Here is a 19721-nt window from a genome sequence, read left to right on the forward strand (position 1 = left end):
TGCTCGCCCTCGCCGGCGCATTCTGCTTCTCGGCGATGCGCCGGGATACGCCGAAACCGGGCCAAGTCGGCCTGCAGCTTCTTCACCAGTCGCTCTCGGTCGGCAATACCTTGCCCCAAAACGTGCCCCAAATTGTGCCCCAAGTGGTGCGGCGAAACGGAAAAGACCGCCTTTGCAGTACTTTAGCGCATATCGAATTGGTGATTGGTGCCCCCCGCCGGACTCGAACCGGCACGCCTCGCGGCGGAGGATTTTGAGTCCTCTGCGTCTACCATTCCGCCAGAGGGGCACGGGGAAGGTCTCTAACCCGAGAACGGGTCAGCCGACAAGCCACAACCGGGCGAGATAGACCACCAATACGCCCGCGGCCATGGCGGGCAGCAGGCTGCGGGTGATGACATAGACCAGGGCGGTGACGGCGGCGGCGATTGCCTCGGCCGGGCTGCCGGTGACCAAAGCCGGCGCCACCAGCGAGGCGAGCACCGCGCCGGGAATATGCCTGAGCCAGGCGGCGGCGAAGCCGTCGCGCGGCAGGCGATTGGCCAGCAGCAATCCGCCGGCCTTGACCATGAAGGTCACCAGCGCCATGCCGGCAATGGCCATGAGGGCTTCCGGGCTAGTCAGCATTCTTGCGCAGCCTTTCCGCCACGGCGCCGGCGAGGCTGCCGACAATGCCGCCGATGAGAATATACCAGCTTCCCTCGATCAGCCTCGCCGAAACCATGGCGGCGAGCGCTGCCACCAGCCAGGGAACGAGGTCGCCCTTACCCTTCCACATGCCCAGCAGCAGGGCGAGGAACGTAGCGGTGAAAGCAAAGTCGAGGCCATATTTGCTGGGATCGTCGATGGCTGAACCCAGGGTATGGCCGATGACCGTCGTGGCCATCCAGCAGCAATAGGCGAGTACGCCCCCGCCCAGGAGGAAGCCGATAGTGCCGCGGCCCTTGGCCATTTCGCCCACGGTCATGGCCCAGGTTTCGTCCGAGACGATGCCCATCATCAATGCGCCCTTCCATTGCTGGTCCGGACGGAACAGCGGCCGCAAGGTCGCCGTCAGCAGCAGGTAGCGCAGGTTGACGATCAGCGCGGCAAGGATCAGCGGCCCGATGGGCAGGCTCGACGGCGTGGCCGTCCACAGGTCGAGCGCCACGAACTGTGCCGAGCCGGCAAAGACCAGCCCGCTCATCAGGACGACTTCGATGAGGCTCAGCCCCGCCCCGCGCGCCAGGACGCCCCAGACCACGCCATAGGCCGCAACGGAGATGACCACCGGGATGCAGGCGCGGGCACCGGCAAAGAACTGGTCGGAAAAGCGATAGGGGGCGGCAAGCGTGGACATGACTGATGCTTAGCGCGTGGCGGGGCGCTGTGCATCGGGGAATCGGCAACACTGCGATGACAAGTGGTGATGGCGGGTATTTGCGGGGGTGATGCCCTACCTCTTCCCGCGCAGGCGGGAATCCACTGTGGAGAGCGCCGTAAGAATGGATTCCCGCCTGCGCGGGAATGACGCCGGGAAAATTGAAGCCTCCAATGGGTGAAGGGGGGTCTGCGCCATCCCATGCTTCATTGCCAGCGGATAGCTCTGGGCCCCCTCATCCGCCCTTCGGGCACCTTCTGCCACAAGGGGAGAGGGAAAGAGCCCAAGCCCAAGAGAAGCCACATTGACGCACCTTCGCCCCGGGCGTAGTAGAACCGCCCGTGTCATTTCCATGCCTCCCCGCGCCCGTCCAGCCTGCGCCCCGCCTTCGGGGTGTGAATCGGTCCCTGCAGCGGCCTGAACTTTGCTCAGATTACCGCTGCCTTCGGGGCCCGTGACGTGACGCGCAAAATTTTGTCGAGGTTCTTCGGAGTGTTCAAATGAACCCCCAATCCCGACCGCTCTGGCAGCGGTTCGCCGTGTTTCTCGTGCCGCTCATGGCGTCCAATATCCTGCAGGCGCTCTCTGGCACGATCAATTCCATCTATATCGGGCAGATGATCGGCGTCGAAGCGCTGGCGGCCACCGCCACCTTCTTCCCCATCATGTTCTTCCTGATGAGCTTCATCATCGGCCTCTCCGCCGGCTCGACCATCCTGATCGGCCAGGCCTGGGGCGCCCGCAATGTCGACAAGGTCAAGCAGGTGGCGGGCACGACGCTGGCCGCGACCCTGGTGCTGGGCCTGATCGTCGCCATCATCGGGGGCTCGCTGACCGAGCAGATCATGACCGTGCTCGGCGCACCCGAAAATATCCGCGCCCTCTCGGTGGGCTATGCCCGCATCGTGCTGATCGGCATGCCCGGCTTCTTCGTGTTCCTGGTGGTCACCTCGGTCTTGCGCGGCGTCGGCGATACGATCACGCCGCTCTTCTCGCTGATCCTGTCGATGGTCGTCTCCATGCTGGTGACGCCGGCCCTGATACAGGGCTGGTTCGGCCTGCCGCAGCTCGGCGTCAATGCCGCCGCCTGGGCCTTCATCGCCGGCTTCATCACCGTGCTGATCTTTCTGTTCGTCTATATGCGCGCCCGCAACATGCCGCTGGCGCCCGACGCGGTATTGCTCGGCGCCATGCTGAAACCCGATTTCAAGCTGCTCGGCCTGATCCTCAAGCTCGGTGTGCCGGCGGGCCTGCAGATGGTGATTTCTTCCATCGCCGGCATCGTGGTGATCGGGCTGGTCAACCGTTTCGGTTCCGATGCCACGGCAGCCTATGGCGCGCTGGGGCAGGTGATGAGCTATGTGCAGTTCCCCGCCATGTCGATCGGCATCGCCGCCTCGATCTTCGCGGCGCAGGCCATCGGCGCCCGCCAGTTGCACCAGCTCGGGCCCATCACCCGCACAGCCCTGCTGCTGAATCTGGTGATTACCGGCGGCCTGATCGTGCTGGCCTATCTGTTCAGCCAGCATCTGGTGGCTTTGTTCATCACCGATCCCGAAGTGATCGAGCTGACCGAGACGCTGCTGCATGTGGTGCTGTGGAGCATTCTCTGCTTCGGCTGGAGCGTGGTGTTCTCGGGCATGATGCGCGCCAGCGGCACGGTCTATGCGCCGATGATCCTGTCGCTGGCCTGCATCCTCTGCATCGAGCTGCCGGGCGCCATCCTGCTGAGCCAGACCAGCCTGGGGCTGACCGGCATCTGGATCGCTTATGCCACCAGCTTCACCATGATGCTGGTGCTGCAGGCGAGCTGGTACCAGTTCGTCTGGAAGAAGAAGCAGATCGTGGCGCTGGTCTAGGGTCCAAACCGCCGCTCCAGCCAGTCCACCGCGAAAGCAACGATGGCCGGGGCGGCGACCAGCACCGAGGGGGCGTGGCCGATGAGGCCGCGCCGACCCTGCCCGGTGGCGAGAAAGTCTTCCACCACCTCCTCGAAATAGTCATCGGCAAGCCCGTCCACCACCGGGTCGGACGTGTCGAACTCCTCAAAATCCCGCCACACGGTCTGCCCGGCGACCAAAAGTGGAGACTGGTAGCGGCGCAGCCGCTTGCCGGGGATATCGGCCAGGTGCTCGGCGTGGTGCAGCAGCGTCATCGTATCGAGCGGCGCGCCCACCAGCAGCGTCTTGCCACCAGCTGCCACCAGCTTGCCCAGCGGGGACTGCGGACCATAGCCATAATCCAGCGCGTGATCGGCGGTGAACCACTCGGCGCGCCGGCCCAGCGCGGCCATGGACGCGCCAGGATTGGCGCTGCGGAAAGCGCCGGGCGTGGTGCGCAGCAATTCGGGAAAGGCGCCATTGTCGCGCGTGGCCCGCGAGCGCGCCGGATCGAAGGGCGGCACCTGCGCGCGCAAGGCCGGATCGGCCAGGTCGCGATCGTCATAATTCCAGTCGCAATAGCCCAGGATCGTTCCCTCGGGCCCGACCGCATCGCATAGCGCATTGATCAACGCATCCGGTCCGCCCAGCATGGGGCCGACCGAGCGCAGGCCGGCATGCACCAGCACCGCGTCACCGGACCCGAGGCCAAGCGCCGTCAGGTGTTCAGCCAGTGCCGCGCGGGTCCACATGGCAGGCATCAATCGCCGCGCGCGTAGGCGACCTTGCGCGGCTCGGCAGCGGCCATGGCGCTTTCGCGGGCATCGTAGACAGCGCGGGCGTCGATGATGGCGGCATGGTGCTCGGCCGACCAATCCCACAGCTTGCTGATTGGACCATCCAGCGTCTTGCCCATTTCGGTGAGGCCATATTCGACGCGCGGCGGCACTTCGGGATAGATGGTGCGGGTGACCAGCCCATCGCGCTCGAGATTGCGCAGGGTCAGCGTCAGCATGCGCTGGGAAACGCCGTTGATCATGCGCTTGAGCTCGTTGAAGCGCAGAGTGCCGTTGCGGCCGAGCATACCCACCACCATCACACTCCACTTGTCGCCGATGCGATTGAGGACATCGGACATCGCCGTGCAATTGGCGGATTTGGATGTGTCATGCAGTGACATTGCTGTTCCTTCTTGTGCGTAACTCAGGCACAAATATAAACACGGTTCTCTATTGTGCCTAGGGTACAAAAGTCGAATCAACGGGAGGAACGTGCATGACCGACGTGACCAACGGCGCCACCGGCCGCAGCGGGTGGAATATCGGGCTCTGGGCGGCGCAGGTCGTGCTGGCGGTAATGTATGGCTTTGCCGGCTTCAACAAGGTGAGCCAGACCATGGAGGGCCTGGCCGCCATGGGCATGGCCTATGCCGTGGACTTTCCCGAATTGCTGACCCGCTTCATCGGCACCATGGAGATCCTGGGCGCCATCGGCATCATCCTGCCGGCGCTGACCCGCATCATGCCGCGGCTGACGCCGCTGGCGGCCCTGGGCTTCTCGGTTATCCAGGTCCTGGCCATGGGCGTGCATATCTCGCGCGGCGAATTCATGGTGTTGCCGATGAACCTGGTGCTGCTGGCTTTGTCGCTCTTCGTGCTGTGGGGCCGCGAGCGCAAAGCGCCGATCAGCCCACGCTGATTTGCAGATAACATTATCGATAATCTGCGTTGACAGCGCCAGTGTGGCGCTGTCTTGTCGGCCTGCCGTGACGTGAAGGAGGCTCCATGAGCGACCGCATCGAAGCCCTTGCCGATCAGATGACCCTGGGTGAAAAGGTGTCGATCCTCTCGGGCGAGGATTTCTGGTCTGTTCCGGCGGTAGCACGGCTGGGCATCGGCAAGCTGCGCGTCTCCGACGGCCCCAATGGCGCGCGTGGCGGTGGCTCGCTGATCGGCGGCGTCAAATCGGCCAGCTTTCCGGTCGGCATCGCGCTGGGCGCGACGTGGAATATCGATCTTGTGAAGGAAATCGGCGCGGCTTTGGCCGACGAGGTCAAGTCCAAGCAGGCTCATATGCTGCTGGCGCCCACGGTCAATATCCACCGCTCGGTGACCAATGGGCGCAATTTCGAATGCTATTCGGAAGACCCGATCCTGTCGGGCGAACTGGCCGTGGCCTATATCGTGGGCCTGCAGGGCCAGGGCATCGGCGCCACGATCAAGCATTTCGTCGGTAATGAAAGCGAGATCGAGCGCACCACCATGTCGAGCGAGATCGACGAGCGGGCTTTGCGCGAGATTTATCTCATCCCCTTCGAATGGGCAGTGAAAAAGGCCCAGACCTGGGGCGTGATGAGCTCCTATAACCGGCTCAACGGCACCTATACGTCAGAGCATGACTGGCTGCTGACCGACGTGCTGCGCAACGACTGGAACTATGACGGCATAGTCATGTCCGACTGGTTCGGCAGCCATTCCACAGCCGAATCCGTCAATGCCGGGCTCGATCTCGAAATGCCCGGCCCGCCGCGCGATCGCGGACAGAAGCTGATCGAGGCGGTGCAATCCGGCGTGGTGAGCGAAGCGACGCTCAACCAGCGCGTCATCGCCATGCTGCGGCTGATGGAGCGGGTGGGCTCGCTCGACGACCACAGGGACTTCAAGGAAATGGCCGATGACCGGCCCGAACACCGAGCCCTGATCCGCCGCGCCGGGGCCGAGGCCGCGGTGCTGCTCAAGAACAATGGCGCGCTGCCGCTCAAGGGCGACGGCACCATTGCCGTTATCGGGCCCAATGCCAGGATTGCCCAGATCATGGGCGGCGGTAGCGCCCAGCTCAACGCGCATTATCGCGTCTCGCCCTGGCAGGGGCTGGTTTCTGCCGTGGGCGAGGAGCGTTTGCGCTATGCGCCGGGCTGCACCAATCACCGCTTCGAGCCGGTTTTGCGTGGCAGCTTCAGGGTAGAATATTTCGCCAATGAAAAGCTGGATGGCGCGCCGGTGCATATCGGCATGCAGGACGACGCGCAGGCCTTCTGGATCGGCCATGTCGCCGAGGGCAAGGTCGATCCCCTGCATTTCTCGGCCCGCCTCACCGGCAGCTATACGCCCGAGGTGAGCGGCACTCACCGTGTCGGCATCTATTCGGCCGGCTTCGCCAGGGTCTTCGTCGATGGCAAGCTGATTGCCGATGCCTGGACCAACTGGAGCAAGGGCCGCACCTTTTTCGAGGAAGGCTGCGATGAGGTTGTCGGCACGGTGGCGCTGGAAGCCGGCCGGGCCCACGAGGTCACGATCGAATTCGCCACCAAGGATTTCGCCACGCTGGGACTCGCCGCTTTTGCCGCCGGCATCGGCCTGCCGCTGGGCGACGATGCCATTGCCGAGGCGGTGCGCGTGGCCCGCAATGCCGATACCGCCATCGTCTTCATCGGCCGCAATGGCGAATGGGACACCGAGGGCAGCGACCTGCCTTCGATCGAGCTGCCCGGCCGACAGAACGAACTGGTGGCCGCCATCGCCAATGCCAACCCCAATACGATTGTGGTGCTGCAGACCGGTGGTCCGGTCGAAATGGACTGGATCGGCTCGGTCGCGGCTTTGCTCCAGGCCTGGTATCCGGGCCAGGAAGCCGGCAATGCCATTGCCGACGTCCTGACTGGCGCCGCCGAACCCTCGGGCCGCCTGCCACAGACTTTTCCTTTGCGTTGGGCTGACAACCCGGCCCATAGCCAGGACCGCGAAGTCTATCCGGGTTTCGAGGGCAAGGTGCGCTACGAGGAAGGCATCTTCGTCGGCTACCGCCACTATGACCGGCTGGGCCTGACGCCGCTCTTCCCCTTCGGTTTCGGGCTGGGCTATGCCAGTTTTACGGTGAGCGACCTCGTCATCGATGACGCCGAATTCGAGGCCGAAGGCAATGTGACGGTGAACGCCACCGTGACCAACACATCCGACCGCGAAGGTAGCGCCGTGGTGCAGCTCTATGTGTCGGACGATGTTTCATCCGATCCCCGCCCGGCCAAGGAACTCAAGGCCTTCCGCAAGGTGAAACTGGCGGCCGGGGAAACCCGGCAGATCATACTGGCGCTGGATGCCCGGGCCTTTGCCTTCTACCGGGTGAAAGCGAAACACTGGCTGGTCGAAGACGGCAGCTTCACCCTACGCGTCGGCTTGTCCTCGGCCGACCTACCGCTAAGCGGGACCGTGACGCGCAACACGACGCTGATGTTGCCGGTTTAGGCGGAGCCTCTATCCTTCTCCCTCTCTCCCCTTGAGGGAGAGGGTCGGCCTGACGCGTTCAGCGGAAGGCCAGGGTGAGGGGTTCTGCGCCATCCCATGCTTTCAATGCCCTTGGATAGCGCGACACCCCTCATCCGCCCTTCGGGCACCTTCTCCCTCAAGGGAGAAGGGAAGCCCTCAAGCCGCCTTGTGCTCTGCCGCATACAGGCCGAGATAGTAGTTCAGGTTGTCGTCGCGGAGGCCGAGTGTCTCCAGCACGCCGCCCATGAAGCTGACCGGCGCCGTACCGGGCGCCGTGACGATCCTCTTGGCTACCACGGCATCGGGCTGGTCGCGATAATGTGGCGCGCCCTTGTAGCCGGTCGGTGTGAGGTTGTCGGTCGAGTTGGACGTGTGGGCGACATCGTCGAGCAACCCGGCCCGCGCCAGCGCCAGCGTGCCGTCGCAGATGCCGGCCACCGTCTTGCCGGCGTCGCGCGCGGCGACGAGAACCCTGCCGATATCGGGCGCATCGGCCTGGCTCCAGGCCGCGCCGCCATTGACCACCAGCGCATCGATGGCGCCCACATCAATGTCTTCCACCGCCATGTCCGGCGTTACCTTGAGGCCGCCTGACGAGGCGACCGGCTTGCCACCGGGCGTCGCGAACCTGGTGTCGATATTGAAATAGGAGCGTGCCGCCGCGTTGAGCAAGGCAGTTTCCCAATCGGCATAGCCTTGGGTGAGAATGGTGACAATCATGGTCATCTGGTTGCTCCTGTTGGTTGGGCACAAACTGGTGCAGCCGCGCGACAGCCTGTGTCAGCAGGTTCAAAAGCCTGTCAGCGGGGCCGGGCCGCATTGAGGTGGAACGCCCGCGCTGCTAAGAGGATGCCGCCTTCCCCGCGCTATCGGAGCCGTTTCCCCTTGCTGTTCGCCCGCCGTTTCGTCCTCGTCCTCATGCTGGCGCTGCTGAGCCTTGCGCCGGCCCGCGCCAATCCGATGCTGCTGGTGGATATGGACAGTTTCGACGTGCTCTACGCCCAGGAGGCCGGCCAGCCCTGGCATCCGGCCTCGCTCACCAAGCTGATGACCGCCTATGTCGCCTTCGAGCAGATCGCCGCCGGCAAGGTGACGCTCGATACGCCGGTGGTCATCTCCCGCCACGCCTTTAACGAGGCGCCGTCCAAATCGGGCCTCGCCATCGGCAGCGCCGTTACCATGCAGGATGCGCTCTATATCATGCTGGTCAAATCGGCCAACGACATGGCCATGGCCATTGCCGAGACCATCGGTGGCGACGAAGCCGGGTATGTGGCGCTGATGAACGATGCGGCCGCCCGCATGGGGCTGACCGCGACCCACTACGAAAACCCCAATGGCCTGCACGATCCGGCGCAGGTCACCTCGGCGCGCGACCTCGCCGTGCTCTCGCTCTATATCCGCCAGAGCTTCCCGCAATACCTGCCCATCTTCGGCACCGGCACCGTGATGCTCAACGGCAAGAAGCTAGAATCGGAGAACAGGCTGCTGGAGGCCTTTGCCGGCACCACCGGCATGAAGACCGGCTTCATCTGCGCCTCGGGCCTCAACATGGTGGCGACAGTGGAGCGCAACGGCCGCCGCCTGCTCGCCGTGCTCCTGGGCGGCGCCTCGGCCCGCGATCGCAACGAGCGCACCGCCGAACTGATCCTGCGGGGGCTGAGCGGCGCAGCCACCCCCACCGGCCAGACCGTGCTGACGCTGGGCAACAATCCCGGCGCGTTGCCGGTCGACATGCGGCCACAGATCTGCGGCAAGGAAGCCAAGGCCTATGTGGCGGCCCAGGAAGCGGCCTTTCCCATGGGGCTCAAGGGCCAGCCGAGTTTTCTCACCGACACGGTGCTGGCGGCATCCTATGTGGCGACCGACCTGGGCCGTATCGCCGTGGGGGTGAATCTGCCGCGGCCGCGCCCGATCCACCTGCCGGTCTTCACCGCGCCGACGACCGAAGCGGCGCTCAGTGGTGATCTGCGCCCCGGCGTGCCGGCGGCCAGCGACGGTGCCATACCGTTTCCACGCCCGCGCCCCAGCTTCTAGAGCACGCACCTCACGCTGAGGTGACGATGCGCCATGCCGATACCGCATGGCGTTAACCTTGTTCCTTACCGGGGTGTTAATTTCTTCGGTCGCATTTTGCCGAAAACCTTCATCCTGTTGCAGACGAGGACATCCATGAAGCGTATCGGCATCATGCTTTCCGCGATCCTTTCGCTGACCGCCACCACACAGGCCGCCGATCTCGGCTGGAACAGCGGCGCCAGCCCCATGTATTCTCCCACCCCCGCTTCGGGCTGGTCGGGCTTTTATGCCGGCGTCAGCGGCGGCTATGGCTGGGGCACCCAGACCGTGACACCCGCCCCCGGCCCGCAGGCGACCAACAGCACCGGCGGCTGGAGCCTGGGCGGCCAGGCCGGCTACAATATGGATATGGGCGGCTTCATCCTGGGCGCCGAAGGCGACCTGCAATGGACCAATGTCGGCTTTTCCGAAGCCGTTCCGGGCGGCACCTTCAAGACCGGCATAGACTTCTACGGCACCTTGCGCGGCCGCGCCGGCATGAGCTTTGGCCAGGTCATGCCCTATGTCACCGGCGGTATCGCTGCGGGACGCGGCTCGGCCAGCTATGATAACGGCGTGGTGACCTCGCAATCGGCCACGCATATGGGCTGGACCGCCGGCGTGGGCCTCGAAGCCCAGGCCACCCAGAACATCTCGATCAAGGCCGAATATCTCTATGTCGACCTGGGCACCCAGACCTATAGCGGCCTGCCCGCCCCGATCGGCAATATCGATGCCTCCCAGCGCTTCAGCGTGGTGCGCGCCGGCCTGAACTACAAGTTCTAGGTAACGGCGGTCCATGCCGTTACCAGGATGAGCACCAGGGTCACCAGGGCGGACGACACGTAGAGCACTGTCCGCAACTTGCCGCCCTTGGCCGCTTCGCCGCCACGCAGATAGACCGCCAGGTGGATGAGCCGAAGCACCAGGTGCAGCCACACCAGCACGGCGAGCAGCACGGGCTCCATCCCGAGCAACATCGCCAGCACCACCGGTATGGCGAACGGCGTCAACGCCTCGACCGAGTTCATGTGAACCCGATCGATGCGGTAAAGCCTGTTGTCGTCGCGCGCATCGAGCACCGGGCCCGCCAAAGCGCGCGCCGCCCCCTTCGAGCGGCCTGAATAGACGGCCAGGACAAGAGAGATGAGGCAAAGCGCCAGCAAGCCCACAATGCTCAGGGTGTATTGTTCCATTTGTCGCTCCAGAAGCCGTCCGTTCGGCCAATAGGGTCGGTCCGAAAATTCCGGTTGGCAAGCGGGCGCGCCTATCATGCGCATATTTCGATGCGGAACCTGACGGTTTGCGGTAGCTTGCCCGAGGTAAAGACAGCGAAGGACTTCTCGGCATGACGACTGGCGCAATACGCACTGGAACGGCAGGCTGGGTGTTCGAACCCTGGCGCGGCACCTTCTTTCCCCAGGGGCTGGTGCAGAAAAAGGAGCTGGCCTATGCCAGCTCCCGCCTCGGCAGCATCGAGATCAACGCCACCTTCCGCGCCAACCAGAAGCCGGACAGTTTCACCAAATGGGCCGGTGAGGCGCGCGAGGGCTTCGTGTTCTCGATCAAGGGCCCGCAACTGGTCACCCATATCAAGCGGCTCAAGAATTGCGAGCAGGAGCTGGCCAATTTCTTCGCCTCGGGGCCGCTGGCTTTGCGGGCCAAGCTCGGACCTTTCGTGTGGCAACTGCCGCCCAATGTCAGCTACGATAGAGACGTGCTGGCCAACTTTCTCAAGCTGCTGCCCAGGAGCATAGCGGATTATGTCGCCCTGGCCGGCAAGGCGGATGAACGGCTCAAATCCGTGCCATTCCTCACCACCGACGGGGTCGGCCCGATCCGCCATGCCATCGAAATGCGCAATGCCAGTTTCGATCTGCCCGAGGTCAATGCGCTGCTGGCCGAGTACAATGTGGCGCGGGTCATCGCCGATACCGCCGAAAATCCGTCACGCGAACTGACCGCTGATTTCGCCTATTGCCGGCTGCAGGGCCCGATACGCGGTGACGGCTACCAGAATGTCGATATCGCCGACTGGGCCGGCACGGTCAAAACCTGGGCCGAGGCCGGCAAGGACGTGTTTGCCTATTTCGTCCACGAGGACAAGCTGCACGCCCCTGCCAATGCCATCGCCCTGCGCCAGGCCGCCGGCATCAGCCTGCCGGACGATTGATCACAAGCCTGTTTGCTCTCTGGAATCGGCCGCAATGGCGGTCTATGCCAGCCCCTGTTTCAGCGTCATCCGAAAGTCTCCAGCATGGCTGCCTCCATCCTTCACCCGCTCGACAAGACATCGGCCGGCCTCGCCTTCATACTGGGACTGATGGCGATCCTGGGGGCGCTCGGTTCGCAATTCATCGGTGGTCTCACGCCGTGCGAACTCTGCCTCGAACAGCGCCTGGCCTATTACTGGGGCCTGCCCATCCTGCTGGTCGTTCTGCTCACCTGGAACCGCCTGCCGCTGACCGTATGGTATATCGCCATGGCCATCGTCGCCGCCATCTTCGTCTGGGGCGCCTATATGGGCATCTTCCATGCCGGCGTCGAATGGGGCTTCTGGCCCGGCCCCACCGCCTGCACCGGGATCGGCGAGAGCATGGATTTCGACGCGCTGAGCAACCTGACCCCGGTCATAGGCTGCGACGTGGTGCAATTCCGCTTCCTGGGCATTTCGCTGGCCGGCTATAATGCGCTGGTCTCGGTAGCCGTCGTGGCGCTGCTGGGCATTTCGATCGCGGCGCAGATGCGGCATAGGCGGGGCTAACTGCCGCCCAGCGCAATATCCAGGTCCATCGCCGCATGCAGCACGCGCGCGATGGTGATGGTATTGGCACCGACTGTGTAGATGATAGCGTAGTTGCCGTAAGGACGACGGCGCAGGCCCTTGGCCTCGTATTCCGGTATGAGCGGATAGCGGAGCGGCTTGTCAGCCAACGATGTACAAGCACTCGCGAGTTCGGCAACAAAGCTCCGCGCCCGCGATGGGCTATCACCAGTAATGAAGATGGTGATGTTTCGCAGGTCAGCTCGCGCCGCGTCGGCGAAGACGACGTGCATCACGACGCCTTGCGAGCAATCTGCTCAATAAGCTCTCGTAGTTCGGCGAAAACCTCTTCCGCAGGTGTCACTCGACCCGCCTCGATATCGTCCAGCCCCGCCTGAATTTTCGCGTCCAGTTCGCGGAACCGCGCTTCGCGCTCCTGCACCAGCCGGACGCCTTCGCGCAAAACTTCGCTCTTGGAATTGTAGCGGCCGTTTTCGACGAGGTCGGTCACGACCTGTTCGAGGGTGTCGCCCAGTTCTGCGCTGATGGCCATGGCTTTTCTCCGCCTGAGATCCGCCAATAATAGTTATTGGACCGCCAGCCTGCAAGCCTACGGCTCCAGCTCGATATCCCAGTAGAGATAGTCGAGCCAGCTCTGGTGCAGGTGATTGGGCGGGAAGGCGCGACCATTATTGTGCAAGTCATGCACCGTCGGATGGTACGGCTTCTGGTGCGGGAACATGCGGATTTCGCTGGGCAGGCGATTGGCCTTGCGCAAATTGCACGGCGCGCAGGCGGCCACGACATTTTCCCAGGTGGTCTGGCCGCCCTTGGAGCGCGGAATGACGTGATCGAAGGTCAGGTCATCCTTGGAGCCGCAATACTGGCACTGGAAGCGATCGCGCAGGAACACGTTGAAGCGGGTAAAGGCCGGGTGACGCGCCGGCTTCACGTAATCGCGCAGCGAGACGACGCTGGGCAGTTGCATCTCGAAGCTGGGGGAATGGATGACCGTGTCGTAATGCGACACGATGTTCACGCGATCCAGGCACACCGCCTTGATGGCGTCCTGCCACGACCATAACGACAAGGGATAATAGCTGAGAGGCCGGAAATCGGCATTCAGCACGAGGGCGGGACAGGCCTCAGGCGACACGTGGATCGTCACTTGAGTCTCCCGGAGCGGGAATCGAGTAAGTCCATAGCTCCCTTATACTAAGCCCTTTGTGTCAGGGCTGTGAAGCGGGAAGCGATGGCTTATTTCGCGGCAATTCTCTGGATGAAGGCGGTAGCGAAAGCCAACCCATCCGGGGCAATGCCGTGGCCTACCCCTTCGCTGACGTGATAGGCGACGTCATAGCCCGCCAGCCGCAGGGCCACCTCGGCATCGGCGCTGAGTTCGGGATCGACCACCTCGTCCCTGTCGCCATGCACCAGGCAGACCGGGCTTTTGGCCAGCGGCCGGCTGCCGAAACCCTCGGGCGGTACGAAGGCACCGGAAAAGGCGACGATGCCCATCAGCGGCTTTTCCAGCGACAGCCCGGTATGCAGCGCCATCATCGCGCCCTGGCTGAAACCGACAAGCACGGTGTTTTCCGGCCCGATGCCGCTCTGGCTCCACAGGTCATCAAGGAATTCGACCAGCACCGGACGGGCACCGGCCACGCCCTCCTGGCGCCGCGCCAGCCGATCGCCCTCCATGCTGACGTCGAACCACTGGAAGCCGAAGGCCAGGCGCCGGCAGGGCTCGGGCGCATTGGGCGAGATGAACACTGCGTCGGGCAAGATGCCTTGCCAGTGCGGCGCCAGCCCGATCAGGTCATTGCCGTCGCTGCCATAGCCATGCAGCAGCACAACGGCCTGTTTGGGCAGGCCGCCCGAGGCGGGCGGCAGCATGGGGCCGGAGAGCTTGGTCACAAAAGGATTCCTTCCCGGTCGCGCATGACCGCAAAATAGCGCCAGAACAGCAGGGCCGCGGCGGAACGATGCGGTGTCCAGCCGGCGGCAATACCGATCATGTCCTTGATGGTGGGACGAGCGTCAAGCCCGAGCCCGTGCTGCACCGCCTTGAGCAGAGCCAGGTCGCCAGCAGGAAACACATCCGGATGGCCGGCGCAGAACATGAGATAGACCTCGGCCGTCCACGGCCCGATACCCTTGTGGGCGACGAGATAGCGCACTGCGTCCTCCGCTGGCAGGGTTTCGAGATGGTCGAAATCCAGCTCGCCGGCCACCATGGCTTCGGCGATGGCCCGCACGGTGCGGAATTTGCTCCCGGAGAACCCGGCCGCCCGCACCTGCTCCTCGCTCAGCGACAGATAGGTCACCGGATCGAGCGCTCCGGGCAGTTGCTCGAACCGGGCCCAGATGGCGCTGGCGCTGGCCACCGACACCTGCTGGCCGGTAATCACCTTGACCATGCCGGCAAAGCCGCGCTGGGCGATGCGCGGCTGTACATCGCCGGCAAAGTCGCGCACCGCGGCGAGCCGCGGATCGATCTCCACCAGGGCATCGATATGGCCGGCAATGGCGGCGACGCTGTCGAGGCGCGGTGACGGCGCAAGCCGGTTCATGTAAAAACGCCCCGTGCCAAATCCGTCATCCAGTCCGGTCCTTCGTTTCGCGCCCAGCCCCAACGGGCTGCTGCATCTCGGCCATGCCTTTTCGGCGCTCTATACCTGGCAGGCCGCCGGCCTGCTCGGCGGCACCGCCTTGCTGCGGATCGAAGACATCGACGCCGAACGCAGTAAACCCGAATTCACCGCCGCGATCTTCGAGGACTTGCATTGGCTCGGCCTCGACTGGCCCGAACCGGTGCGGCTTCAGTCCCAGCATATGGACGCCTATGCCGATGCGGGCAACCACCTGCGCGACCAGGGTCTGCTCTATCCCTGCTTCTGCTCGCGCAGCGACATTGCCGCCGCCGCTGATGGCACCGATCCCGATGGCGCGCCGCTCTATCCCGGCACCTGCCGGCATCTGGATCGCGGCGAGCAGATCGAGCGGCTGGAGCGCGGCGACCCAGTGCAGTTCCGGCTCGATACCGCCAAGGCCATCGAGAGCACCGGCATGCTGACCTTCTCCGTGGCCGGCCCTTTGGTCACCGACCGCCCGCAAATCCGCCATGCACGGCCCGAGCGCTGGGGCGATGTGGTGTTGCAGCGCAAGGGCACGCCCACGAGCTATCATCTGAGCGTGGTGATGGACGATGCGGCCCAGGGCGTGACGCATGTGACCCGCGGCCGCGACATGGAGGCGGCCACCGATATCCATGTCCTCTTGCAGATGCTGCTGGGCCTGCCGTCGCCCGTCTACAATTTCCACCGCCTGATTCTCGACGATGCCGGCCGCAAGCTCAGCAAATCGAAAGGCTCGGAAAGCCTTGCCGACCTCAGGGCCAGGGGGTGGACGCCGGACGATGTCCAGCGCGCGGTGGGCTTCTAGGCCGCCGCGCGCCGCGGCGCGCCGAGCAGTTCTTCCACCGTCGCCCGCACCGCTGCGTCGAGCGGGGTGACGAAGCCGGGACCCAGCAGGGCATGCAGGCGCGGATCGGTCAGCTCCATTTCGTTGAGCCAGAGATAGCGCATGCGATAAATGTCGCGCATCACCGGATTGACCAGCCCCAGGGCCCGCAACAGCCACCACGGCATCGGCTTGACCGCCAGCGGCGCCGGCGCCGCCTGCTGGATCGCCGCCATCATCTGGCGATGCGTTACCCAGTGGCCGGCAAAATGCCGGTTCTCGAAGGCGGCGAGTTGCCCGCGCTGCTCGCCCAGCGCCACGAAGGCGCGGCCCAGATCGGGCAGATAGGCCCAGCAATGGCGCTTGTCGAGATCGCCCAGGTGGTAGAGCCGGCCCTTGGCATGATCCATCAGCATGGCCTGCTCGAACCACTCGCCGCGATTGCCCGGCCCGTAGAAATCGCCGGCCCGCAGGATAATGACCTGGAACTGGCCCGCCTCCGCCGCCGCTTTAAGCATCTGCTCAAGCCGGATGCGGATATCGCCACGCGGCGCTTCGGCGCGCTGGCGCAGGTCTGGCCCGATGATCCGGTCGCCGGCGCTGTAATTGTAGATGGTGCCGGGAAACAGCAGCGTCTTGCCGCTGCCCGCCATGGCGTCGATCACCACCTGCAACTGGGCCTCGGCCCGGCCATCGCCCCACAGGTCATAGCGCAGATGCAGGCCATGGACGACGACATCCGCATCGGCGATGGCGGCCTTGACCACGGCGACATCGTCGGCATCCCCTGCGATGAAGCGTGTACCCTCAACCGGGCGGCGATTGCTGCGCCCCAGTCCGGTGACCTGCCAGCCGGCATCGCGAAATGCCACCATGGCGGCATTGCCGAGGTGACCATTGCTGCCGAGAACCGTAACCTTACCCTTGGACATGACGTGCTCCTTTGTTGATGACACCAGCATGCCCAATGCAATAATGTTGGACCATTCTCGTAATTCGTGGGTTTGATATTCAAGCATGAATAGGCAACCGGACTGGTCTTTGTGGCGCAGCTTTGCCGCCGTTGTCGCCAATGGGTCGCTGTCGGCGGCGGCGCGGGCGCTCAAGCTCAGCCAGCCGACGCTGGGGCGGCATATCGAGGCGCTGGAGGCCAGCCTGGGCCTGCCGCTGTTCGAGCGCACGCTGACCGGCCTCAAGCCGACTGCCGCGGCGCTGCAGCTCTACGGGCCGGTGTCCGAAGCCGAAGCCCAGCTCGCAACCGCCACCATGCTGGCCGAAGGGGCGCAGGCCGAACCCGGCGGCACGGTGCGGATCACCGCCAGCGCCATGATTTCCAACTATGTCCTGCCCGACCTGCTGCTTGGCATCCGGGAACGGCACCCGCGCATCGCCATCGAGGTGGTGCCCTCCGATTCGGCCGAAAACCTGTTGCTGCGCGAGGCCGATATCGCCATTCGCATGTTTCGCCCCACCCAACTCGAACTGGTCACCCGTCGGCTGGGTGACATTGCTTTGGTGCCGGCAGCCCACGAGCGCTATCTGGCGCGCCGTGGCACGCCGGCATCGATCGATGCGCTGTGGAGCCACGAGTTGATCGGCTTCGATCGGTCCGACGCCATCCTGCTGCATGCGCGCAGCCTCGGCATCACCCTGACCCGCGACAATTTCGCCCTGCGCTCCGACGACCAACCGCATCTGTGGGAGCTGATCAAGGCCGGCCTCGGCATTGGCTTTGCCCAGGAAAACATGGCGCGCCGCACCCCCGGCATCGTCGCCCTGCCGATCGACCTGGCTATTCCACCACTCGAAATCTGGCTGACCACGCACAGGGATTTGTTCACGTCGCACCGGATTCGTGCCATCTATGACGCGCTGGCCGAGGGTCTCCTCACCTATATCAACGCCTAGCAACCTTATCGGCAGGACCTCATGCAGACCGCTCTCAATATCGCCATCGCCCTCGCCTTGCTGTTCGTCGTCATCGTGCTCGGCATGGGCCTGTGGAACATGCTCAAGGGCGGGCCGGGCAATACCAGCCAGCGCCTGATGCGCCTGCGCGTCGCCGGCCAGGCGGTGGCCTTGATCCTGCTGCTGGCCGCGCTGTTCCTCTTCGGCGGCCGCGGCTGATCTCATGGTCAAGCTCAACCGCATCTACACCAAGACCGGCGACGACGGCACCACCGGCCTGGTGCGCGGCCCGCGCCGCCCCAAATACGATTTGCGGGTCGAGGCCTACGGCACGGTGGACGAAGCCAATGCCTCTGTCGGCATGGCACGCCTCCACACCGCCTCGATGCCCAAGATCGATATGCTGCTGGGCCGCATCCAGAACGATTTGTTCGATGTCGGCTCGGACCTGGCAACCCCCGGCGCCGACGCGGCTGATGACGCCTATCCCACCTTGCGCATCCGACCGGTACAGACCGAGTTCCTCGAAAGGCAGATCGACCACTACAATGCCGATATCGAGCCGCTGAAGAGCTTCATCCTGCCCGGCGGCTCGCCTTTGGCGGCGGCCTTGCACGTGGCGCGCACCGTAACCCGGCGGGCCGAGCGCATCACCGTCGAACTGGCGGAGGCCGAGCCCGATACCAGCCCCGAAACCGTGCGCTACCTCAACCGCCTCTCCGACCTGCTCTTCGTGCTGGCGCGCGTCGCCAACAACAACGGCGTCAAGGATGTGCTCTGGATTCCGGGCAACAATGGCGACGTCAAGAAGGGCGGCAAGGATTAGGTCGCTTCGGCGACGGACCACTGCAAGTTTCACTAAATTGCCATGATTGCCAAAGGTTTTGTTTACATCCGCCGCCTAGGCTTGATGGTGGACTGTCAGCGAAAAGGAGGTCCGGCATGAATACCGACCTCTCGATGCAGATGATGCAGATGAACTCGATCAAGCTGCAGAACAGCATGCAGATTGCCGTGTTCAAAAAAGCCAACGAGATGCAGACCGACCTGATCAACACCCTGATCGAGGTATCACAGTCGGCGCCCCCGCCCGGCCAGGGCATCAAGGTCGACAAAACGGCCTAGCAGCAAGGAGACCGCCAATGAGCGCCCTTGGGATTGGCCCAGCCGTCATGGTCAACCGCCTTGTCCATAGGGAAGGCGATAGCACAACGCCTCACCTGGCCAAGGTCGCCAAGCTGCGCATGGACCTGATGGTCGCGGCCGACAAGGAAGAGGCTCAGCAGGCCCTGTTCAAGCCGGCAGACGAAGTCGAACCGACACTGATCGATTCCGGCGCCGTGGTGGATCGGCTGGTTTAGACCCCTAGCTCTAGTATCTTTTCGATCACCGCTTCACCATCGGGCGTGTCCCAATGTGCCGGGCCCTGCAGCACGGCCAGTTCGCACCCATTCTCATCCAGCACCAGCGTCGCCGGCAGGCCTATCGCCACCGCTTGCTGCTTGAGCCGCTCGAAAGCGGCAAAGGTATTGTCGGCATAGAGCGGCAGGTCGGCGAAGCTGTTTTCGTCGAGGAAGGCCTGCGCCTTTTCAAGCCCACCCTCGCCAATGTCGAGATTGATGGGCAGCACCATGAACACGTCCGAATTGTATTTCGTCGCCAATGCGTCGAGCGCCGGCATTTCCTCGCGGCAGGGCACGCACCAACTCGCCCAGAAATTGACCAGCAGCGCCTTGCCCTTGAAATCGGCGATGGTCATGTCCTGGCCGCCGGCATCCTTGAAGGCCATGGTCGCATAGCCGCGCCCTTCGCCGGTGCCGTTGAGCGCCGCCAGTTCCCCCATGGCCGCATCGCCGATGGCCGCAGCCTCTTCGGCCTGCACCGGGCATTCCTTTGCCTGCCCGGCATTGCCGAGCCAGACCCACGCGGCTATAGCTACCGCCAATCCCATGAGGCCCAGGATGACCCACAGCCGGACGCGGCTCGTCGCTCCGGGGCGGGGTGCTTGCGTGTCGGTCATAGAGGTC

At 64.2% G+C, this 19721-nt stretch carries 26 protein-coding genes and 1 tRNA gene; 13 read left to right on the forward strand and 14 right to left on the reverse strand.

Annotated elements, in window-relative coordinates; translation table 11 throughout:
• Positions 1-205: 205 nt before the first annotated feature.
• From ASD80_RS11615 to ASD80_RS11625, 3 genes are all read right to left on the reverse strand, one after another.
• Positions 206-289 (reverse strand) — tRNA-Leu (locus ASD80_RS11615).
• Positions 290-318: 29 nt separating this feature from the next.
• Positions 319-627, reverse strand: a complete 309-nt coding sequence (locus ASD80_RS11620) for an AzlD family protein (RefSeq protein WP_082555226.1) — start codon at positions 625-627, stop codon at positions 319-321.
• Complete coding sequence (locus tag ASD80_RS11625) at positions 617-1339, reverse strand: AzlC family ABC transporter permease (RefSeq protein ID WP_056232952.1); 723 nt, start codon at positions 1337-1339, stop codon at positions 617-619. The genes ASD80_RS11620 and ASD80_RS11625 overlap by 11 nt, the downstream gene beginning before the upstream one ends.
• Positions 1340-1860: 521 nt before the next feature.
• On the opposite strand from ASD80_RS11625, the gene ASD80_RS11630 reads away from it, so the two are divergent.
• Positions 1861-3219, forward strand: a complete 1359-nt coding sequence (locus ASD80_RS11630; RefSeq protein ID WP_056232954.1) for an MATE family efflux transporter — start codon at positions 1861-1863, stop codon at positions 3217-3219.
• Here the strand turns inward: ASD80_RS11630 and aac(3) are convergent.
• Positions 3216-4001 (reverse strand): aminoglycoside 3-N-acetyltransferase, encoded by a 786-nt coding sequence (gene aac(3) / locus ASD80_RS11635; RefSeq protein ID WP_082555227.1) that lies wholly within the window; start codon positions 3999-4001, stop codon positions 3216-3218. The genes ASD80_RS11630 and aac(3) overlap by 4 nt on opposite strands.
• Positions 4001-4420 (reverse strand): winged helix-turn-helix transcriptional regulator, encoded by a 420-nt coding sequence (locus tag ASD80_RS11640; RefSeq protein WP_056232957.1) that lies wholly within the window; start codon positions 4418-4420, stop codon positions 4001-4003. The genes aac(3) and ASD80_RS11640 overlap by 1 nt, the downstream gene beginning before the upstream one ends.
• A 95-nt stretch (positions 4421-4515) precedes the next feature.
• Between ASD80_RS11640 and ASD80_RS11645 the strand changes: the two genes are divergently transcribed.
• Together ASD80_RS11645 and ASD80_RS11650 are read left to right on the forward strand one after the other, a co-directional pair.
• Entirely contained in the window at positions 4516-4938 is a 423-nt protein-coding gene (locus ASD80_RS11645) for a DoxX family protein (protein WP_056232958.1), read from the forward strand.
• 86 nt (positions 4939-5024) lie between these two features.
• Positions 5025-7481 (forward strand): beta-glucosidase, encoded by a 2457-nt coding sequence (locus ASD80_RS11650; protein WP_056232960.1) that lies wholly within the window; start codon positions 5025-5027, stop codon positions 7479-7481.
• 177 nt (positions 7482-7658) lie between these two features.
• Here ASD80_RS11650 and ASD80_RS11655 read toward each other — a convergent pair whose 3' ends face one another.
• On the reverse strand, positions 7659-8228 hold the full coding sequence (locus ASD80_RS11655) for a DJ-1/PfpI family protein (RefSeq protein ID WP_056232962.1): 570 nt from the start codon (positions 8226-8228) through the stop codon (positions 7659-7661).
• A 159-nt stretch (positions 8229-8387) separates the two neighbouring features.
• On the opposite strand from ASD80_RS11655, the gene ASD80_RS11660 reads away from it, so the two are divergent.
• On the forward strand, positions 8388-9539 hold the full coding sequence (locus ASD80_RS11660) for a D-alanyl-D-alanine carboxypeptidase family protein (RefSeq protein ID WP_056232964.1): 1152 nt from the start codon (positions 8388-8390) through the stop codon (positions 9537-9539).
• Positions 9540-9674: 135 nt separating this feature from the next.
• The gene (locus tag ASD80_RS11665) at positions 9675-10346 is read left to right on the forward strand and encodes an outer membrane protein (RefSeq protein ID WP_056232965.1); all 672 of its coding nucleotides are present in this window, start codon (positions 9675-9677) and stop codon (positions 10344-10346) included.
• Here ASD80_RS11665 and ASD80_RS11670 read toward each other — a convergent pair.
• Complete coding sequence (locus tag ASD80_RS11670) at positions 10343-10756, reverse strand: MAPEG family protein (RefSeq protein WP_056232967.1); 414 nt, start codon at positions 10754-10756, stop codon at positions 10343-10345. The genes ASD80_RS11665 and ASD80_RS11670 overlap by 4 nt on opposite strands.
• Positions 10757-10908: 152 nt before the next feature.
• Here ASD80_RS11670 and ASD80_RS11675 point away from each other — a divergent pair, with 152 nt between their 5' ends.
• Positions 10909-11733, forward strand: coding sequence for a DUF72 domain-containing protein (locus ASD80_RS11675; RefSeq protein ID WP_056232969.1), 825 nt, complete (start codon positions 10909-10911; stop codon positions 11731-11733).
• Between the two features lie 84 nt (positions 11734-11817).
• On the forward strand, positions 11818-12324 hold the full coding sequence (locus ASD80_RS11680; protein WP_056232971.1) for a disulfide bond formation protein B: 507 nt from the start codon (positions 11818-11820) through the stop codon (positions 12322-12324).
• On the opposite strand, the gene ASD80_RS18515 is transcribed toward ASD80_RS11680, so the two are convergent.
• The 5 genes from ASD80_RS18515 to ASD80_RS11700 form a co-directional block, all read right to left on the reverse strand.
• Positions 12321-12617, reverse strand: coding sequence for a type II toxin-antitoxin system RelE/ParE family toxin (locus ASD80_RS18515; protein ID WP_082555230.1), 297 nt, complete (start codon positions 12615-12617; stop codon positions 12321-12323). The two genes, ASD80_RS11680 and ASD80_RS18515, sit on opposite strands and share 4 nt — an antisense overlap.
• On the reverse strand, positions 12617-12877 hold the full coding sequence (locus tag ASD80_RS11685) for a type II toxin-antitoxin system ParD family antitoxin (RefSeq protein ID WP_056232973.1): 261 nt from the start codon (positions 12875-12877) through the stop codon (positions 12617-12619). The genes ASD80_RS18515 and ASD80_RS11685 overlap by 1 nt, the downstream gene beginning before the upstream one ends.
• A gap of 57 nt (positions 12878-12934) precedes the next feature.
• Positions 12935-13492 (reverse strand): HNH endonuclease, encoded by a 558-nt coding sequence (locus tag ASD80_RS11690; protein WP_056232976.1) that lies wholly within the window; start codon positions 13490-13492, stop codon positions 12935-12937.
• A gap of 89 nt (positions 13493-13581) precedes the next feature.
• Positions 13582-14241 (reverse strand): alpha/beta hydrolase, encoded by a 660-nt coding sequence (locus ASD80_RS11695; protein WP_082555231.1) that lies wholly within the window; start codon positions 14239-14241, stop codon positions 13582-13584.
• The gene (locus ASD80_RS11700) at positions 14238-14897 is read right to left on the reverse strand and encodes a DNA-3-methyladenine glycosylase family protein (protein WP_056232978.1); all 660 of its coding nucleotides are present in this window, start codon (positions 14895-14897) and stop codon (positions 14238-14240) included. Before ASD80_RS11700 ends, ASD80_RS11695 begins: the two co-directional genes overlap by 4 nt.
• A gap of 13 nt (positions 14898-14910) precedes the next feature.
• Between ASD80_RS11700 and gluQRS the strand changes: the two genes are divergently transcribed.
• Positions 14911-15768 (forward strand): tRNA glutamyl-Q(34) synthetase GluQRS, encoded by an 858-nt coding sequence (gene gluQRS / locus ASD80_RS11705; protein ID WP_056232980.1) that lies wholly within the window; start codon positions 14911-14913, stop codon positions 15766-15768.
• Here gluQRS and ASD80_RS11710 read toward each other — a convergent pair.
• Positions 15765-16718, reverse strand: coding sequence for an NAD-dependent epimerase/dehydratase family protein (locus ASD80_RS11710; protein ID WP_056232982.1), 954 nt, complete (start codon positions 16716-16718; stop codon positions 15765-15767). The two genes, gluQRS and ASD80_RS11710, sit on opposite strands and share 4 nt — an antisense overlap.
• An 85-nt stretch (positions 16719-16803) precedes the next feature.
• On the opposite strand from ASD80_RS11710, the gene ASD80_RS11715 reads away from it, so the two are divergent.
• The 5 genes from ASD80_RS11715 to ASD80_RS11735 all read left to right on the forward strand — a co-directional run bounded on the left by ASD80_RS11715 (position 16804) and on the right by ASD80_RS11735 (position 19055).
• On the forward strand, positions 16804-17694 hold the full coding sequence (locus ASD80_RS11715) for a LysR family transcriptional regulator (RefSeq protein WP_056232984.1): 891 nt from the start codon (positions 16804-16806) through the stop codon (positions 17692-17694).
• 21 nt (positions 17695-17715) lie between these two features.
• Positions 17716-17913, forward strand: a complete 198-nt coding sequence (locus ASD80_RS11720; RefSeq protein WP_056232985.1) for a twin transmembrane helix small protein — start codon at positions 17716-17718, stop codon at positions 17911-17913.
• A 4-nt stretch (positions 17914-17917) separates the two neighbouring features.
• The gene (locus ASD80_RS11725) at positions 17918-18520 is read left to right on the forward strand and encodes a cob(I)yrinic acid a,c-diamide adenosyltransferase (protein WP_056232988.1); all 603 of its coding nucleotides are present in this window, start codon (positions 17918-17920) and stop codon (positions 18518-18520) included.
• Between the two features lie 116 nt (positions 18521-18636).
• Positions 18637-18819 carry a putative motility protein gene (locus ASD80_RS11730; protein WP_056232989.1) on the forward strand — a complete coding sequence of 61 codons (183 nt, stop codon included), beginning with the start codon at positions 18637-18639 and terminating at the stop codon, positions 18817-18819.
• Positions 18820-18836: 17 nt separating this feature from the next.
• Positions 18837-19055, forward strand: a complete 219-nt coding sequence (locus ASD80_RS11735) for a hypothetical protein (RefSeq protein ID WP_156460424.1) — start codon at positions 18837-18839, stop codon at positions 19053-19055.
• Here ASD80_RS11735 and ASD80_RS11740 read toward each other — a convergent pair.
• Positions 19052-19714, reverse strand: coding sequence for a redoxin family protein (locus tag ASD80_RS11740; RefSeq protein ID WP_082555233.1), 663 nt, complete (start codon positions 19712-19714; stop codon positions 19052-19054). The two genes, ASD80_RS11735 and ASD80_RS11740, sit on opposite strands and share 4 nt — an antisense overlap.
• Positions 19715-19721: the final 7 nt, after the last annotated feature.

It is taken from the genome of Devosia sp. Root635 (genome assembly GCF_001427605.1).
Lineage (GTDB): Bacteria > Pseudomonadota > Alphaproteobacteria > Rhizobiales > Devosiaceae > Devosia.

Excerpts from the sequence above, each read along its gene's own strand:
- ASD80_RS11620 (WP_082555226.1), bottom strand. The coding sequence starts at position 627 with ATGCTGACTAGCCCGGAAGCCCTCATGGCCATTGCCGGCATGGCGCTG.
- ASD80_RS11625 (WP_056232952.1), bottom strand. The coding sequence starts at position 1,339 with ATGTCCACGCTTGCCGCCCCCTATCGCTTTTCCGACCAGTTCTTTGCC.
- ASD80_RS11630 (WP_056232954.1), top strand. The coding sequence starts at position 1,861 with ATGAACCCCCAATCCCGACCGCTCTGGCAGCGGTTCGCCGTGTTTCTC.
- ASD80_RS11640 (WP_056232957.1), bottom strand. The coding sequence starts at position 4,420 with ATGTCACTGCATGACACATCCAAATCCGCCAATTGCACGGCGATGTCC.
- ASD80_RS11645 (WP_056232958.1), top strand. The coding sequence starts at position 4,516 with ATGACCGACGTGACCAACGGCGCCACCGGCCGCAGCGGGTGGAATATC.
- ASD80_RS11650 (WP_056232960.1), top strand. The coding sequence starts at position 5,025 with ATGAGCGACCGCATCGAAGCCCTTGCCGATCAGATGACCCTGGGTGAA.
- ASD80_RS11655 (WP_056232962.1), bottom strand. The coding sequence starts at position 8,228 with ATGACCATGATTGTCACCATTCTCACCCAAGGCTATGCCGATTGGGAA.
- ASD80_RS11665 (WP_056232965.1), top strand. The coding sequence starts at position 9,675 with ATGAAGCGTATCGGCATCATGCTTTCCGCGATCCTTTCGCTGACCGCC.
- ASD80_RS11670 (WP_056232967.1), bottom strand. The coding sequence starts at position 10,756 with ATGGAACAATACACCCTGAGCATTGTGGGCTTGCTGGCGCTTTGCCTC.
- ASD80_RS11675 (WP_056232969.1), top strand. The coding sequence starts at position 10,909 with ATGACGACTGGCGCAATACGCACTGGAACGGCAGGCTGGGTGTTCGAA.
- ASD80_RS11680 (WP_056232971.1), top strand. The coding sequence starts at position 11,818 with ATGGCTGCCTCCATCCTTCACCCGCTCGACAAGACATCGGCCGGCCTC.
- ASD80_RS18515 (WP_082555230.1), bottom strand. The coding sequence starts at position 12,617 with ATGCACGTCGTCTTCGCCGACGCGGCGCGAGCTGACCTGCGAAACATC.
- ASD80_RS11685 (WP_056232973.1), bottom strand. The coding sequence starts at position 12,877 with ATGGCCATCAGCGCAGAACTGGGCGACACCCTCGAACAGGTCGTGACC.
- ASD80_RS11700 (WP_056232978.1), bottom strand. The coding sequence starts at position 14,897 with ATGAACCGGCTTGCGCCGTCACCGCGCCTCGACAGCGTCGCCGCCATT.
- ASD80_RS11710 (WP_056232982.1), bottom strand. The coding sequence starts at position 16,718 with ATGTCCAAGGGTAAGGTTACGGTTCTCGGCAGCAATGGTCACCTCGGC.
- ASD80_RS11715 (WP_056232984.1), top strand. The coding sequence starts at position 16,804 with ATGAATAGGCAACCGGACTGGTCTTTGTGGCGCAGCTTTGCCGCCGTT.
- ASD80_RS11720 (WP_056232985.1), top strand. The coding sequence starts at position 17,716 with ATGCAGACCGCTCTCAATATCGCCATCGCCCTCGCCTTGCTGTTCGTC.
- ASD80_RS11725 (WP_056232988.1), top strand. The coding sequence starts at position 17,918 with ATGGTCAAGCTCAACCGCATCTACACCAAGACCGGCGACGACGGCACC.
- ASD80_RS11730 (WP_056232989.1), top strand. The coding sequence starts at position 18,637 with ATGAATACCGACCTCTCGATGCAGATGATGCAGATGAACTCGATCAAG.
- ASD80_RS11735 (WP_156460424.1), top strand. The coding sequence starts at position 18,837 with ATGAGCGCCCTTGGGATTGGCCCAGCCGTCATGGTCAACCGCCTTGTC.
- ASD80_RS11740 (WP_082555233.1), bottom strand. The coding sequence starts at position 19,714 with ATGACCGACACGCAAGCACCCCGCCCCGGAGCGACGAGCCGCGTCCGG.